This window comes from Arthrobacter alpinus, assembly GCF_001445575.1.
Lineage (GTDB): Bacteria > Actinomycetota > Actinomycetes > Actinomycetales > Micrococcaceae > Specibacter > Specibacter alpinus_C.
The window spans coordinates 1704203-1720819 of record NZ_CP013200.1 but is presented as its reverse complement, the minus strand read 5'-3'; the positions used below and the strand labels follow the sequence as shown (position 1 = coordinate 1720819).

Annotated in this window: 12 protein-coding genes and 1 pseudogene; all 13 read right to left on the bottom strand. The window is 60.5% G+C overall.

The genetic code is table 11. The annotated features are described in order from the left end of the window. Window positions 1–14 precede the first annotated feature (14 nt). Window positions 15–1073 carry a hemolysin family protein gene (locus AS189_RS07590; RefSeq protein ID WP_062287094.1) on the bottom strand — a complete coding sequence of 353 codons (1059 nt, stop codon included), beginning with the start codon at window positions 1071–1073 and terminating at the stop codon, window positions 15–17. Then, on the bottom strand, window positions 1070–2449 hold the full coding sequence (locus tag AS189_RS07585) for a hemolysin family protein (protein WP_062287091.1): 1380 nt from the start codon (window positions 2447–2449) through the stop codon (window positions 1070–1072). The genes AS189_RS07590 and AS189_RS07585 overlap by 4 nt, the downstream gene beginning before the upstream one ends. Window positions 2450–2753: 304 nt before the next feature. Then, a complete protein-coding gene (locus AS189_RS07580) occupies window positions 2754–3386 on the bottom strand; it encodes a flavin reductase family protein (protein ID WP_237760002.1) in 633 nt (210 codons plus the stop codon). A 218-nt stretch (window positions 3387–3604) separates the two neighbouring features. Then, window positions 3605–4039 carry a redox-sensitive transcriptional activator SoxR gene (soxR, locus tag AS189_RS07575; protein WP_272946741.1) on the bottom strand — a complete coding sequence of 145 codons (435 nt, stop codon included), beginning with the start codon at window positions 4037–4039 and terminating at the stop codon, window positions 3605–3607. A gap of 46 nt (window positions 4040–4085) precedes the next feature. Next, window positions 4086–4640 carry a gluconokinase gene (locus AS189_RS07570; protein WP_062287088.1) on the bottom strand — a complete coding sequence of 185 codons (555 nt, stop codon included), beginning with the start codon at window positions 4638–4640 and terminating at the stop codon, window positions 4086–4088. Window positions 4641–4743: 103 nt separating this feature from the next. Continuing rightward, window positions 4744–7012, bottom strand: a pseudogene (locus AS189_RS07565) (gluconokinase, GntK/IdnK-type). A 47-nt stretch (window positions 7013–7059) separates the two neighbouring features. After that, window positions 7060–8289, bottom strand: coding sequence for a D-mannonate dehydratase ManD (gene manD / locus AS189_RS07555; RefSeq protein WP_062287084.1), 1230 nt, complete (start codon window positions 8287–8289; stop codon window positions 7060–7062). A 61-nt stretch (window positions 8290–8350) separates the two neighbouring features. Further along, the gene (uidB, locus tag AS189_RS07550) at window positions 8351–9772 is read right to left on the bottom strand and encodes a glucuronide transporter (RefSeq protein WP_062293211.1); all 1422 of its coding nucleotides are present in this window, start codon (window positions 9770–9772) and stop codon (window positions 8351–8353) included. A 368-nt stretch (window positions 9773–10140) separates the two neighbouring features. After that, entirely contained in the window at window positions 10141–11562 is a 1422-nt protein-coding gene (locus AS189_RS07545) for a mannitol dehydrogenase family protein (protein ID WP_062293208.1), read from the bottom strand. A gap of 17 nt (window positions 11563–11579) precedes the next feature. Further along, complete coding sequence (gene uxaC / locus AS189_RS07540) at window positions 11580–13034, bottom strand: glucuronate isomerase (protein ID WP_062287082.1); 1455 nt, start codon at window positions 13032–13034, stop codon at window positions 11580–11582. A gap of 63 nt (window positions 13035–13097) precedes the next feature. Then, entirely contained in the window at window positions 13098–14228 is a 1131-nt protein-coding gene (locus AS189_RS07535) for a LacI family DNA-binding transcriptional regulator (RefSeq protein WP_062287080.1), read from the bottom strand. 69 nt (window positions 14229–14297) lie between these two features. Beyond that, the gene (locus AS189_RS07530; RefSeq protein WP_062287078.1) at window positions 14298–15326 is read right to left on the bottom strand and encodes a hydroxyacid dehydrogenase; all 1029 of its coding nucleotides are present in this window, start codon (window positions 15324–15326) and stop codon (window positions 14298–14300) included. Between the two features lie 94 nt (window positions 15327–15420). Further along, complete coding sequence (locus AS189_RS07525; RefSeq protein ID WP_062287076.1) at window positions 15421–16587, bottom strand: Gfo/Idh/MocA family protein; 1167 nt, start codon at window positions 16585–16587, stop codon at window positions 15421–15423. Window positions 16588–16617: the final 30 nt, after the last annotated feature.

Sequence of the window (16617 nt, the reverse complement as noted above, 5' to 3'; positions counted from 1 at the left end):
GGGAACGGTTCGCATCAAGCCTTGCGTCGCTCCTGAACGTTTGTCTGAGTTGCGTCGCGAATCTCCCCGACCAGTTGCTCAATGACATCCTCGAGGAACAGCACGCCCATGGTCTGTTCATTCGCGTCAATGACGCGGGCCATGTGCGATCCGCTGCGCTGCATGGTTGCCAGCACATCTTCAATTTCCTCGGTGGCCTGCAAGTTCACCATGGAACGCACGCGCGCTTCACCAATGGGCAACTCATAGCGTTCCAACGGAATCCGCAGCACATCCTTCAGATGCAGATAGCCGATCAGCACGCCCGCCTCATCAGCAAACACGAACCGGGAGAATCCGGTCTTGCCCACCTTGCGCTCAAAGTCCACAGGGGTGGCATCCACAGGCAGCGTGACCAAGTCCGCCAGCGGCACCATGATGCCTTGTGCCGTCTGCGAGGAGAATTCCAGGGCACCGGTGATGAGACCCGTCTGGTCATCCACCAAGCCGCTGCGAGTAGATTCCTCCACGATGGACTGGACCTCTTCGAGCGTGTAACTCGAGGAAACCTCGTCCTGCGGAGTGATCCCAAACAACCGGACAATATGGTTGGCACACCAGTTCAGTGACACGATAACCGGGCGCACCACCTTACCCACGAGCACCAGCGGCGGAGCCAGCAGCAGAGCCGCCTTGTCCGCGGCGGAAACACTCATGTTCTTGGGTACCATTTCCCCGAACGTCACGTGCAGGAATGTCACCAGCGCCAAAGTAATGATGAAGGCTACCGGCGATGCGACATTGTCAGCAACACCAATGGTGTGCAGGGGTTCGGCAATTAAGTGGTGAATGGCAGGTTCGGAGACGTTCAGGATCAACAGTGAACACACCGTGATACCGAGCTGCGAACAGGCCAGCATCAGTGACACGTTTTCCATGGCACCCAAGGTGATTTTGGCACGCTTGGAGCCGGCGTCGGCGAGTGGTTCGATCTGGCTGCGGCGTGCAGTCATAACAGCAAACTCAGCGGCGACAAAGAAGGCGTTGCCTAGGAGCAGCACCACCAACCAGGCAAGTCCAGCCCAGGGGCTCATCGAAGATCACCCCGGTCTTTCGCATCGGCGCTGGTGGTGGTGGTGTCCTTGCCGCTTCCGTCACCTTCAGTACCTCCAGGCGAAGGTGCCGGAATGAAGCGGATCCGGTCGATCCGGCGTCGTTCTATCCGGTCAACCACCAACTGGCCTCCTTCAACGCTGACGCTATCTCCGGGGGCAGCAATGCGGCCCAGTTCGGCCATCATGAAGCCACCCACGGTTTCGTAGCTGGCCTCGTCAGGGACATTGAGCGGGCCAATGCGCTCGGAAACTTCGTCAGGACGCATGAGGCCCGGGAAGAACCACGTACCATCGGCGCCCAGCAAGATGCCGGGCTTGATGCGGTCGTGCTCGTCGGAGACTTCGCCAACAATTTCTTCTACCAAATCTTCCAGAGTGGTCACGCCGGCGGTGCCGCCGTATTCGTCCTGCACCACGGCCATCTGCAGATTTCCTTCGCGGAGCTCCAGAATCAGAGCGTCAAGGTGAACGGTTTCGGGCACGCGCAAGACCTCGGTCATGATGGCGCCCACTTCCAGTGATTCACGCTTGTGGAAGGGAACCGCAACAGCCTTTTTCAGGTGAACAACGCCCACAATGTTGTCTGGGGATTCGTCAATAACCGGGAATCGGGAGAAGCCGGTGCGGCGGGCAGCATCGATGATCTCGGCCACGGACTGTGTGCTTTCGATGGTCTCAACCTGCATGCGCGGGGTCATGACATCAGCGGCCGTGCGCCCGGAAAAGCTCAATGTTCGGGCCACGAACGTTGCCGTGCCCTTATCCAAGGTGCCCATGGCTGCGGATCGGCGCACCAAGGAGGCAAGTTCCGACGGCGAACGCGCACCGGAAATCTCTTCCTTGGCTTCCATGCCGAACAGGTTCAGCACCTTGTTGGAGAAGCCGTTCAAGACGACGATGGCAGGCTTGAACACGGCGGTAAAGACTAGCTGCGGCCGGGCGACCAGCTTGCCAATTTCAAAGGATTTGGCGATGGCCATGTTCTTCGGGACCAGCTCACCAATGAGCATCGAGAGCAGGGTTGCGATCAACATGGCCAAGGCCAAGGCGACTGCGGACACTGCAGTGTCCGGAACGCCCACGGCACCCAGCGGACCCATGAGTAGAGCACCAAGCGAAGGTTCCATCAGGAAACCTGTCAGCAAGGTGGTCAGGGTAATGCCGAGCTGGCAGCTGGAGAGCTGGGTGGACAGCGACTTCAAACAACGAAGAAGTGGCACTGCGGCTTTATCGCCAGTGTTCACCGCCCGCTGTACGGTGGCTTGGTCCAGCGCAACGAGGGAAAATTCAACGGCAACAAAGAATCCTGTGCCAAGGATGAGCAGCAGACCTGCTGCAAGTAATAACCATTCGATTTTACTGCACCCCCCTTGTCAGTGTGCGCAGAGATGCTGCGTTCACGTGGGGGTTGGCCGCCGGCGGAGGGTGGTCGGCGACGGGGCCGGCCACTGCGGGGATGGGGGAACTTAGGTCTTGTGTGCGGGTTTTGCCGGCATGGGCAACGTGATGACAGGTGGCACTTGAGGTGCTCTGCAGACCGTTGCGCCGGCCCCTAGATTTACTTTCCATTGGATGGCCAGTCTACCCCAGCCCTCCCCCGGAGCCAGGAAGATCACGGAGTACCAAGGTGAACAAACACTGTGAGTTTGCCGAAGATACTTAGCGCGGCAGGACGCTGTGTTCGCCAAGGGCGTGGAATTTACGGTTGTGATACACCATGGGTGCCCCAGCACTTGCTGTACCAGTCGGTTCTGTTCCAGCCTGTTCCTGGGTCATGATCTGCAGAACTTGGGCCGCCAGCAACAACGATCCCCCTGCCGGGGTGCGGCTGAGGACCTTGCACCTCAACGCATAGCCGCCGTGCACCAGCAGCGGCTCACCTGTCTCGAGCCGAGTCCAGGGCATGGCGGAGGTAAACCGCTCCGACGTTGAATTGGCGAAGATCTTGGCTAGTTCCAAGTCGTCCGTGGTCAGCAGGTGGACCACCACCGAATCGGCCACCGCGATGGCTGCTGCTGATCCGCTGGAAGCCGCGAGGGAGAAGGCGAGCAACGGCGGCTCGGCGGATACAGAGGCCACGGACGACGCCGTAATTCCCACCGGCCCTGTGACGGAATCGGCCGTAATAATGGCGACCCCCGCAGGATGCCCGCCAAAAGCGGCCTTGAAACTCTCGGTCAGCGCCGGCATTACTACCGGAGCGCCCGTTGTGACCCGCACGGCTTGCGCGGCTTGCACGGCATGAACGGCTTGCCCGATCCCTGCATGCGCGGTCTCTGCTTGCACAGTCATGACCAAAAATCCTCTCACCACGTCCAGCCCAACAAGGCTGGATCCTCAAGTGACTCTAGAACCTCAACCTTAGTTGAGGTCAAATTCAGCAGCCATGAGCCACCTCACACCAATTCGTGGAGATCCGGCGACAACTACCGGATCGAGTGTCCACATAACGTACGCTTTCGGCCAGTTTTCGGCCTCATACGTACATTAAGTGGACACTCGAGCGCGAATTACTCGCCTGTACCGTCAATGCCGTCGAAGGCGCGGGCACCTGGTCCCTGCCCGGCCACCTGATCATCCGGGTTGACGAAGCCACATTCGGCCAGTGAGAGACAGCCGCAGCCGATGCAACCACCAAGACTTCCGCGAAGTTTTTGCAACGCGGCGATGCGGGTGTCGAGCTCGGCTTGCCAGTGCTCGGATAGGCGCTGCCAATCAGACTGCGTGGGGACCCCATCATCCGGAAGCTCCGCAAACACAGTGGCAACAAGAGACAGCGGGATACCAGCGCTCTGGGCCGCCCGAATAACGGCGACTCGGCGTAACACCGAGCGGGCGTAGCGGCGCTGGTTGCCAGAGGTGCGGGTGCTAAAAATGAGCCCTTGGCGCTCGTAAAAATGCAGGGCCGAGACGGCGACCCCGCCACGTTGGGCAACTTGACCCACGCTCAACTGTTCTTGCGCGCGGAGCCAAGGGCCGGCGTCGTGCATGCTATTTTGCCGCGATGGCGCGGATCCCAACCACGGCAGTATCTAAGATCTCGGTCATGCTGGCTGAAATATCAACCACGACGGCGGCTTCGTCGGCTTCCATGGGTTCCAACGCTTCCAGCTGTGACGCCAGAAGGTTCGGCGGCATGAAATGTCCGGAGCGGCCCTCGAGCCTGGAGCTAAGTACCTCCAGCGTCCCGTCGAGATGCAGGAAAATCGTGTCGGGTGCTTTGGCCCGAATGGCGTCACGATAGCGCCGCTTCAGTGCAGAGCAGGCCACCACCACGCCCTTGCCCGAGGTGGTGGCTAGCTCATGCCCCACGAGGTCAAGCCACGGCCAGCGGTCCTCATCGGTCAAAGGTGTCCCGGAAGCCATCTTGCGGATATTTTCCAGCGGGTGCAGTGAGTCAGCATCCACGAAGGGAAAGTTCATGGCGTCAGCCACCAGCGTGCCAATGGTGCTCTTGCCGGCACCAGAGACTCCCATGACCACGACCCGGATGGCGTGAGGGGACTTAACAGCGAATTCAGGGCTCTGGTTCAAGGGAATTTCCATACTCACTTGTATATCAAACACGGATACGATTCTCCCCACCGGGTGGCCGGTGGGGAGAAATATCGTTCATGATCGGCAGCACTGCGAGTAGCGCTGTGTCAGCTTAGAGCCGGGTGTCGAAGGAATTGCAGAAGACGTTCTCATTGAACGTGCCCTGGAATTCGGAGAGTCCCTGGATCTTTTCCACTGTGGCCCGGATGGCTTCGCGGGAATCAGCGTGGGCGTGGATGGCGGTCTTGACCATCGGCACGTCGATGAGGTGGTTGGGCTGGTTCAGCGAGACAAACACGGTGGGAACCTCGGTGACGTACCACGGGATCTCCGCGGCCATCGGGGAGGACCACTTGACGCGGATGGCCGCTTCCTGGGCGAAGCCCTTCACATTGGCGAACACGAAGGCGGCGTCGTACTTCTCGGCGTAGTCGTCCGTGGCTTCGTCGGAGATGACGGACATGAAGTTCACGCCTTCCTCCCCCGCGGCCTTTCGCTGATCTGCGGTCTTGAAGACGTGCACCTCGAAGCCCACTCGCTCCAGTTCTTCGGCCACAACATCCAGGTAGCCCAGAGGGTCGGCCATGGTGAAGTCGGAGCCGCCGGAGATGCCATAGAGACGGATCTTCTTGTGCGTGGCCGGTGTCAACGGCAGGTTGTTCTGTGTGTCCTTGATCAGCGTCACGGTCTTGTTCGCAACCTCTGCGGCTATGGCACGGTGTGCGGCCGAGCCAATGACGGCCAGGGTTTCAGCAGCCGGAACCAGTGAAGCTCGGTCCTTAACATGCAAGCCCAGGGAGGCCTTCAAGGCCAGAATGCGGCGCAGCGCGTCCTGGAGGCGTTCCTCAGTGATGACGCCGTTGCGGTAGCCGTCCAGCATGTAGCCGAAATCTTCCGCGGGGTTGCGGAAGAACAGGAACATGTCACAACCCGCGGCGATCGCTGCAGGCACCAGATCGCTGCGCTTCATGGCCTGAGTCATACCGATCATCTGCGAGGCGTCGGTCAGGATGAGCCCGTTGAAACCAAGCTCGCCACGGAGCAGGTCGCCGAGGAGTTCCGGAGCCAGCGTCGCGGGGAGCACCTCGCCGTCGGCCGTCTCCGGGCGGAAGCGCCGGGTCAGGGCCGGGGCACCAATGTGCCCGGCCATGATCGACTGCACGCCGTGCCCGATCATCTCGCGGTACACATGCCCGTACGTCTTGTTCCACTCCTCATAATCCAGAGTGTTGTAAGAGGTGACCACGTGCTGATCGCGCTCGTCAATGCCGTCGCCAGGAAAGTGCTTCATGGCGCACGCAGTGGGAGATTCGCTGATGCCGTCGAAGTACTCCTTGGCCCGCTCCACCACAACCTCCGGCGTGTTGCCGAAGGAGCGGGTGGAGATGACAGTGTTGCGCCAGTTGTAGTGGATGTCCACAATGGGTGCGAACGCCCAGTTGCAACCCAAGGCCGCGGTCTCAATGCCCGCGATCTGGCCCATCTGGCGGGCAATGGACTTATCCGGATGCGAGCCGGCCTGCAGGTGCGTGGAGACGAACGTACCGTCATCGCAGCTGCCCGCACCACCCATTTCCGGGTTGGAGGCAATCAGCAGCGGGATTTTCGTCTTCGACTGCGCGTGGCGAATGTGTTCCTGCACCGCTCCCGAGGGGCCCGGCCGGTAACGCATACCGCCCACGTGGAACTTCTCCAGCACCTCATCGAGGTACTCCGGGGCGTAGCTGTTGTTGTGGTTAATGAACAGCTGGCCAATTTTTTCTTCCAGCGTCATCGAAGCAATCGTCGACTCCACCCATGCCACGCCCGCATCGTCCAGATTGAACGGTGCGGCACGCAAATCCACTGCATATGTCATTGCTTCTCCTGTGTTGCTGCTTTGAATGCTTTGCTGCGAGATGGTTCTAAGAGATTTTCTGCAGACGGACGACGGCGTCACTCACCAGCGCGGGGACCGGCGCCGAAATGTCAATCACCACGGCACGTTCGTCGGCTTCCAGCGGCTCCAAGGTGGCCAATTGCGAATCAAGTAGCGCCGTGGGCATGAAGTGCCCGGACCGCCCCTCGAGCCGTGAACCGAGAACCTCGCGGCTACCGTCCAAATGGAGGAACACCGTATCGGGCGCCTGGGCCCGAATGGTATCGCGGTAGCTGCGCTTAAGCGCTGAGCAAGCCACCACCAGTCCGTTGGCTGAGCCGGCCAACTCCTCGCCGACGATCTGAAGCCAGGGTGCCCGGTCGTCGTCATTCAGAGGCGTCCCGGCAGCCATCTTGGCAATATTCGCCACGGGGTGGAGAGAGTCTCCGTCTACGAAGGGCAAGCCGAGTTCGTGTGCCACGAGGGCACCGATCGTCGTCTTTCCGCAGCCGGAGACTCCCATCACCACAATGTGCTGTATCGCTGGGGTTGGCGCGTTGACTGCCTCGATCACCAGTCGTGGACCGTTCCGTCGACCAGGCGGTTGTACGGCAGGTAGGCCTGCTGGTACGGGAACGCAGCTGCGGCTTCTTCGTTGAACTCGACACCGATGCCAGGTTTGTCTCCCGGGTGCAGGTAGCCGTCCTTGAATGTCATGGACTGCTGGAAGACCTCGTTCGTGTTATCCGAGTGCTGCATGTATTCCTGGATGCCGTAGTTGTGGATGGCAAGGCCAACGTGCAACTGGGCGGCGAAACCGATCGGAGAAATATCGGTGGGACCGTGGAAACCGGACTTGATCTGGTACTGGGCAGCGAAGTCCATGACCTTCTTCAACGGGGAAATGCCGCCGAAGTGGGTGGAGGCTGCGCGCACGTAGTCGATCAGCTGTTCCTTGATGATGGTCTGGTAGTCATAGACCGTGTTGAAGATTTCACCAATGGCCAGCGGCGTGGTGGTGTGATGGCGAACCCAGCGCAGGGCTTCCTGGTTTTCGGCCGGGGTGCAGTCCTCGAGCCAGAACAAGTCATACGGTTCCAGTGACTTGCCCAGCTTGGCTGCCTGGATCGGGGTCATGCGGTGGTGGCCGTCATGGAGCAGCGGCAGTTCGGGACCGAATTCGTTGCGGACAGCCTCGAACACAGTGGGCAGGTGACGCAGGTAAGCGCGGGTGTCCCAGTCCTCTTCCTGCGGGTACGTGCCACGGCCGGCAGGCTCGTAATCGTAACGCTCACCCGAGGCCTGGGCCTGGGCAGCAACACCGTAGACAGCCTTGATGCCCGGGACGGCGGTCTGGATCCGGACCGACTTGTAGCCAAGTTCCAAGTGTTCGCGAACCGAGTCAAACAGCTGGGGAATGTCAGCACCTGACGCGTGGCCGTAGGCACGCAAGCCGTTGCGTGAGGCGCCACCGAGGAGCTGGTATACCGGCATGCCGGCGATCTTGCCCTTGATGTCCCACAACGCCATGTCAACAGCGGCAATCGCGGCCATGGTGACCGGGCCACGGCGCCAGTAGGAGCTGCGGTACAGGAACTGCCAGGTGTCCTCGATCCGGTGCGGATCCTTGCCAATGAGGAGCTGGGCAACATGCTCCTTCAAGTACGCGGCCACGGCCAGCTCGCGCCCGTTCAGGGTCGCGTCACCGATGCCCACAACACCCTCATCGGTCGTGACCTTCAAGGTCACGAAGTTGCGGCTGGGACTGGTGACAAATACTTCTGCGGAAACAATTTTCACGAGGGGTACCTTCCAGGAGTTTCAGTGAGAAATTCAGAATTGATGAGGAGTTGCCGTAAGGCTAAGAGTTGTCGTCAGAATCGCGACGGTCAAGAGCGTCTGCAAGCCGGGCTGCGCGGCGTGCCTGGATCTCGGCGACGATCTCCTTGTGCTTGGCGTCCGTCAAGGGATAGACAAGCATGACCAGAAGTGCCAATATCGCGAACACCATTGGCAGCAGGCCTGCACCTGCACGGATTCCTAGGATTGCATGGTCAGTTTGCTCGGCGGCGCCTGCGGCGTATCCGCCCCAGGCGAGGGCAAAGGCGGCCAATGCGCCACCAACGGCCTGGCCGGTTTTGCGGGTGAAGGAGAACAGCGCGTAGGTGATTCCTTCGGTGCGGATGCCTGTCTTCCACTCGCCGTATTCCACGGTGTCAGCTTCGAGGGCCCAGACCAGCATGTTGACCAAGTAAAGGCCCATTTGTGTCACCATGACACCGGTGAAAGCTAGCCACACCATGCCAGCCGGGGCAAGGAAAACCACGAGGCCACCGAGAGCCATCAGTGCCGCGCCACCGATGTAGATGTTTTTCTTACCGAAGGACCGCACCATGCGGGGAAGCATTGCGGCCATACCAAAGGTGAGGAAGATGTTGATGATGGACATGACGGCGTACAGCGACAGCGAGCCCAGAACGTCACGGAAGTAATAGATCTGGACCGTTCCAAGAGCCAGCTGGCCGGTCAGGAACAGGAAGGAACTGATGCACAGCATGAGAAGCGGCTTGTTGCCCTTCAACGTTTCGAAGCTCTGCTTCATGGAGACGTTGGCGACCTCACGCACCACGCGTTCCTTAGTGGAGAAAACGGTGAACATGTACAGCCCGGTTCCCACAACGGCAAAAATCACTGTCAAGGTGGTGAACAACGGCTGGAGGTTTTCTCCGCCCTTCATCAAGGGAGCGATGAAGATACCCAGGAAGGAGCCCACAGCGACGGCGCCGATGGTCCGGGCGCTGGCCAACTTGGCGCGCTCACCGGATTTCTGAGTCATGGCCCCGGCAAGAGATCCGTAGGGAATGTTCACGAAGCTATAGGCAAGACCAAGCAGCGCGTAGCTGATGTAGGCCCACAGCAGCATGCCTGTTTCCCCGATCTGGGGAATGGAGAAGGTGGCCACGCTCAGGAGCAGCAGTGGCACCGAACCGAACATGATGTAAGGGCGGAACTTGCCAAGCTTCTTGTGGTAAGTCCTGTCCACCATGCGGCCTGCGAAGATGTCAGCAAAGGCGTCAAAGAATCGAACCACGAGCAGCAGCGTGCCGGCTGCTGCAGCACTGATGCCTGCTACGTCTGTGTAGTAGACCAGCAGGAACATCGTGGCTGTTGTGAAGGCCAGGTTGTTGGCAGCGTCACCGGCGCCGTAGCCCAACACGCTGATCTTGGACAGTACTCCCGTGGCCGGCGCTTTCGCGCTCTGGCTGGTTTGCTTTTGATTCATGGTCAATGCGGGCTCCTTTACCCAAATCCCTCGCAGGTGCGCTGCGCTGGACAATTCCCATTTCGCCGGTCCCAGATGGCCCTTCGGTGGACCGCTACAGGGTCATCCCCCAACGGGGACACCTGCCGCAGCTGGTACGCCGGCGTGTGAGCTGTATTACCTACTAGTTAACCAGCAAAGACAACAAATGGCAACCGCTTGCCATAAGTTTCTTTAAGTTTCTCCCCAGCGCTTCCGCCACCCGCTGCTCCCCGCTTCGCTCTTCCCCCTATCCGAGACCGCGAAAGGTGAGTAGTGAGCAATGTTTACGCGCAACATTGCTCACTACTCACCTTTCGCGAGAGGAGATGGAAGGTACCGCTGCGGAATTACTCCCCCGTGCTCAGATTCTCGATCTGTGCGGCAATTGCTGCCAGGGCGTCGGCCTGCCCGGCTAGCTCCACATCCAGCACGGCCACCAGAGCCTTGAGGTCAGCACCGGTGCCCAGCGCCAAGGCAGCCTGCAGATCTGACGCAGCAGAATCCGCAATGGCAGCACCGGTGGTGTGGGACTGACGCAAGAACGCCACCCAAGCAGCGATCAACCTGGCCGCGCCGGCACCGGAGCGCCCAGCGCCCAGCTCTGCCTTCAGCACCGGAACAGCACGCATGCGCAGCTTGCTGGAGCCATCCATGGCAATCTGCGCCAAGTGATGAGCAATCCGGGCGTTACCAAAGCGCTCCAGCAGGGCCGCCCTGTACGCCGGAATGGCCAAGCCCTCGGCGGGCAGGTTAGCCTCCGCCTCGTCCCAGAACTCAGTGATCCAGGCGGCACAACTCGGGTCGGCCAGAGCCTGCGCCACTGTGGTGTGTCCCCTGAGCTGTCCGGCATAGGCCAGCAGCGAGTGTGCGCCGTTGAGCAACCACAGTTTGCGGTTCTCAAAGTGCTCGATCTCGTCCACAAATACCGCGCCTGCACTGGCCCAGTCCGGGCGTCCGGCCGGGAAGTCTCCGCTCAGTACCCAGTCGCTGAAGGGTTCGGTCACCACCGGTGAGGAGTCGGCGTAGCCGCATTCTGCCTGCACCAAGGCGATCTCAGCCTCTGTGGTGCGCGGGGTGATGCGGTCAATGGAGGTCCCCACAAAGCTGACATTCTCCGCGACCCAGGCACCCAGCGCCGGATCTACCACGTCAGCCAGGCCACCAATAGCGGCACGGGCGGCCGTTGCGTTGTTGGCCAAATTGTCACAGGAGACCACGGCGATAGGACCGGTTCCGGCGGCGCGACGAGCCACCAAAGCCTGGACCAAGCGGCCCGCTGCGCTAACAGCGGCAGGTGCGTGACCGGCGTCGTGAGCTTCCTGAGGGTCCTGTGCGGTGATGATCCGTAGCGCATCAATGTCAGATTGGACGGTGGGGTTGGTGAAGTCCAAGGTGCCGTCGGCCGCCAAGTTGTAGGCGGCTTCGGTGATGGTCAACGTGACCATGGCGGTACTCGGAGCAGCAACCAAGCGAGACAGGGCGGCGACATCTGCGCCGTCGTGAGCCTCCACAATGCTCGTTATCAGCTCAAACTTGTCACCCTCGGCGCCACGCTCAATCAAGGTGAACAGCCCGTCCTGGGCGGACAAAGCGGTGGCGGCGTCGGGGCGGCGGCCGGTGAAGGCGGCAATCCCCCACTCCGGCGCGTCACTGGCGTGCTGCGTATACCAAGCCTGGTGGGCACGGTGAAATGCGCCCAGGCCCAGGTGCACGATGCGCACGGGAGCCGCGGTTCCGGCGTCGGCGGTGGCGCGGTTCAAAGGGGTCATGGTTGTCGGTTCGGTGCTCACAGCTTGAAGGCCCTTCGGGGTGCGGAGTCGACAATATCGACGATGATTTCATGCGCGCGTGCTTCGCTGACGCGGCGCTCCGCCACAAGGCGGGCCAGGAAACTTGCCTCAATGCGGCGGGAGGTGTTGTGGCGGGCCGGAATGGAGCAGAAGGCCCGGGTGTCGTCGATGAAGCCCGAGGAACGGGAGAACCCGGCGGTCTCGGTGACGGCTGAGCGGAAACGCAACATGGCATCCGGTGCGTCCAGGAACCACCACGGTGCACCAATGAAGACGGACGGATAGAAGCCTGCCAGTGGTGCGATTTCTCGCGAGAAAACGGTCTCGTCAATGGTGAACGGGATGAAGTGAAAGCCGGGCGCCGTGCCGAAGTCCTCCAGCATGGGGCGCAATGCTTCGGTGTAGCTGACCGCGAACGGGATGTCGTGACCGGTATCAGCGCCGAACTTGTTGAACGTCTCCGTGCTGTGGTTGCGGAAAACGCCGGGGTGCAGGGTCATGACGAGGCCATCGGAGACTGACATGCGCGCCATTTGGTACATCATGTGGGCTTCGAAGACATCAGCATCTGCTGCGGTAGCTTCGCCGCGGCGGGCCTTTTCAAAGAGTTCCGAGGCTGCCGAATCATCGAGGCGCAGGGTCATGGCGGTGCGGGAACCGTGATCAGCGGAAACGGCGCCGTGGTCCACAAAGTACTGGCGGCGATTTTCCAACGCGCGGATATAGCCGGTGTAGCCGGTGAGTCCGTCACCGGCAACGCTGATCAGCTCCTCCACCTTTTGGCTCCAGCCAACGGCGGCGAACTTAATATAGGCATCGGGGCGGAAAGTGGGCAGAACTCGTCCAGCAAAAGTGGGGTCCTTGGCAATGGCCGCATGGGAGGCGAGGTCATCCAGGGGATCGTCAGTGGTGGCCAAAACTTCAATATTGAAGTCCTTGAACAACTGGCGCGGCAGGAATTCCGGGCTCTTCAGCTTGGTATCAAGCTCATCAAAGATGGCATCGGCGTTGGCTTCATTGAGTTCAGTGCGCAGGCCAAAAACATGCTCGAAGGAATCGCGCATCCAGTAGCCGGAAGCTGTGCCGTCAAACAAGGGCCAGGCCTTGACAAATTCACGCCAGGTTTCGCGGGGCTCCACGGACGTGGTTCCGCCCATGCGCAGCCTATCCAGAGTGACGCCGTTGGCGTGAAGCAGGCGAGTGACGTAATGGTCCGGGCTGACCAGCAACGTTGCCGGATCAGGAAACGGGGTGTCCAGCTCCAGCATGGACGCCTCAACGTGGCCATGCGGGGAAATGATGGGAAGGTTCTCTACCCGAGCAAGAAGATCTCGAGCAATGGCCCGAGTTCCCGGATCAGCCGGCAGAAGACGGTCGGAGTCTGCAGCCAGGGACGGCTGTGTCCCGGCGACAGAGGTGGCGTTAGCAGCATTCGCGGAAGTGTGTGACATAGATCAATCGTCCATGGGTCACGAAAGTTTGTCAACCGGTTGCCAAAACTTGCCAACAATTGTTTAGGCGGGGCGTGCGGCTCCTGTTGAACCACGCAGGACCAGCTCCGTGCTGAGCGCGGCGGCGGCTGCCCCACCGGTCCCTGCACCACCCTGACCAACAGCACCTGGTCCAGCTGCGTCAGCTCCAGCGGAACTCTCCACGACGCCAGCCTGATCGCCAGGAACAATGAATTCCAGCAATCGTCTCAGCGCTGTCACCCCGAGCTCATGCAAAGGCGATTTGATGGTGGACAGCGGCGGCGTGGTGAAGTCCGAGCCGAAGATATTATCGAAACCCAAAATGCTGAGCTGATCTGGAATGCTAACGCCAGCACCCTGCAGCTCGCGCATCAGACCAATGGCCATGAGGTCGTTGTAGCAAAAAACCGCCGTGGCGTCACCATCTTTGACCACCGCTGCGGCACGGCGGCCACCTTCAACCGTAGGCATCCCGGATGCCACCTGCGAAAGTTTCATGCCATGCCAGTCACAGCGGGCCTTGATGGAATCCCAACGTCGAGCGGACATCCATGACCGCTCCGGGCCGGCAACATAGGAAACCGACGTGTGACCCATAGCAGCCAAATGACGGACGGCTTCGGCCACGCCAGTCTCGGTGTCGGCAACGATGGATGCCACCCCGTCAACCCTGCGGTTGATGAGGACAACCGGCTTCTTGGCGGCCAGTTCCTGGATTTCTGCATCGGCGAGGCGGGGGCTGGCCAGAATGAGCCCGTCCACTGTTGCCAGCATGCGCTTGGCTGCTGTCATCTCATGTTCTGCAGATTCCGTGGATTCGGCCAGCATCAAGGTGTAGTCCCGCGATGCTGCAGCGGTTTCAGCACCACGAATGATGTCGAAGAAGGCGGGGTTGGTGATGTCCGAGACGATCAGGCCAACCGTTTGGGTCCTGCCTGTGGGCAGCGCCCGGGCAAAGATATTCACTTGGTAGTTCAGCTCTTCGGCAGCATCAAGGATCTTCTGTTGCGTCTTGGCGCTGACCCGCCCGGGCTTACTGAGCGCGCGGGAGACGGTCGAGGGATTGACTCCGGCGAGCGCTGCGATGTCGTAAATAGTCGCCGAGGCTTTACCCGATCGAGGCGTGGTGACGGCTCGCCCGGGAACAGCGTCAGTCTGGTTCGTGTCAGTCAAGAGAATCCTCCGCAATTGGTTGCCAAAATCATCTTAACCCAGTATGCGGCCGGAACTGCTGAAGACGGCTCAGGCCATGTCCAACAACGCCTGCCTCGTCACGGCAAACTCCGGTGTACCTCCACCGGCTAGCCTCACCACTTCCGCCACTGCCAGATCTCCGATCCGCGCCAGTTCATTGCCCAGAGACCCGGCAATGTGTGGGGTGAGGGTCACGTTCGGCAGTTCATAGAGCGGATCGTCATCGGGCAGGGGCTCCGGCGCTGTGACGTCCAGGACCGCGTTGATGCGCCCGGCGAGCAATTCCGCACGTAGCGCGTCATGGTCAACCAGAACGCCGCGGGCTGTGTTGATAAACGTTGCCCCTGCCGGCATGAGCGAAAGTTGCGGGGCCCCAATCATGCCAACCGTCGATGGCAACACCGGCGCATGCAGGGACACTACGCTGCTACGGGTCATGAGCTCATCCAAGGACACAAGTTGCCCGCCCATCCCGGCCGCTTCAGCTGCCGTGATGGTGGGATCACAAAGCAGAACCTCGAAGGAGAACGGCTTCAAGAGTTCCATGACGAGCCGGCCAATGCGTGAGGCGCCAATGATGCCAATAGTGCCGCCGGCATTCCCTAGCCCCGGCGCGATCATGTCCGGCACGTAGCGGGAACGTTGTGCACGCAGTTTGTTCTGTGCCCCGGCAGCATCCTTGCCCGCCAGCAAAATGTACGCGAGGGTGTATTCGGCGACAGGGACACCATTGGCCTGTGCCGCCGTCGTTACCGTGATGCCCCGATCCCAGCATTCCTCTGCCACATGCGCCTTGACGGTGCCGGCAGCATGGGCGATCAGTGCCAGAGCCGGACTTGCCTCAAGCACCTCCGCATCAATCCGCGGGGACCCCCATCCGGTGATCAACGCCGTCGTCCGCGCCAGCACAGCGCGCGCCTCTACTGAATCAAACTCCGTCAGGACATCCTCGTGGACAACATCGGCGACGGCGCATAGCCGCTGGCGGGCTGCGGGCCCGAACAGTCTGTCTCGAAGTTCATTGCTCGCCATGGCAAAGGCTATCTGCGGTCGCTTCGGAACGAGATCTGCGGTCATGATGTGGTGGTTTCTCTTTTCGAATCGGGGATACAAACAAAGGCCGGTCCCACCATCATGGCAGGACCGGCCTTGGTTCAATTGCTGAAGCACATTACGCGCGTTCGGCGTACTTGCCTTCTTCTCGAATGCGATCGTTCAACAGGCCAAGGAACTCGTCCTCGTCGAAGTCGAGGCTAACTTCCTCGCCTTTCCAGCTGGACAGGTGGATGGCGTTGGCCAAACGGACGCCCTTGATGCCATCGGAACCCGGTGCCAGCAGCGGGGTGCCGTCCAGGATGTTGGCAGCAAAGTTTTCCAGGACGCCTGCGTGCTGGGCACCCCAGACCGAGTCGAACTCCACAATCTCGGTGGACCGGTAGTCATCCATATTCAACTGGCCCATGAAGAGCCTGCGGACATCGTCCATGCCCATGCTCTCGCTGATCTCGCGTTCGGGCTTCTTCAGACGCGTCACGGTGGCGGTCTTGGAACCTTCGACGACGATCTTGCCCTGGTCGCCCAGAATCTCGAAACGGTCGGTGCCGATCATGTCGTGCGTGGCGGTCACGAAGGTGCCTGTGGCGCCATTACCGTAATCCACCAGCGCGGTGACCTCGTCCTCAACGGCAATGTCGCGGCGGAAACCGTAGGAAACCTTGGCGAAGACAGACTTCGGCACGCCACAGATCCACTGCCACAAATCCAACTGGTGGGGAGCCTGGTTAACCAGGACGCCGCCGCCCTCGCCGCCCCAGGTTGCGCGCCATTCACTGGAGTTGTAGTAACCCTGGGGACGCCACCAGTTAGTAATGATCCAATTGGTGCGCAGGATGTTGCCGATTTCGCCGTTGTCGACGATCTCCTTCAGACGCTGGTACAGCGGGTTATTGCGCTGGTTGAACATGATGGCAAAGGAGAGCTCCGGCTTGCTCTCGGCAAACGCGTTGAGTTCAGCAACCTGCTTGGTGTAAACACCAGCCGGCTTTTCCACGAGGGCATGGATGCCGCGCTTAAGTGTCGCAATACCCATTTCGGGGTGCAGGAAGTGGGGAACACACGTGACGACGGCGTCAACATCGCCGCTGTCCAGCATGGTCAGGTAGTCATCGTAAACATTGACGTCCGGGTAACTTGCTGTGGCGAGTTCACGCTTGGCCGGGTCGGTGTCCGTGATGGCGCCAATCACCATGTTCGGAACCATGCCATCGGTGATGAACTTGGCGTAGGCGCCGCCCTGCTGGCCGAGGCCAATGATGCCAATCCGTACTTTCTTACTCACTGGTATTGCTCCGTTTCGTTGCAGTAATTC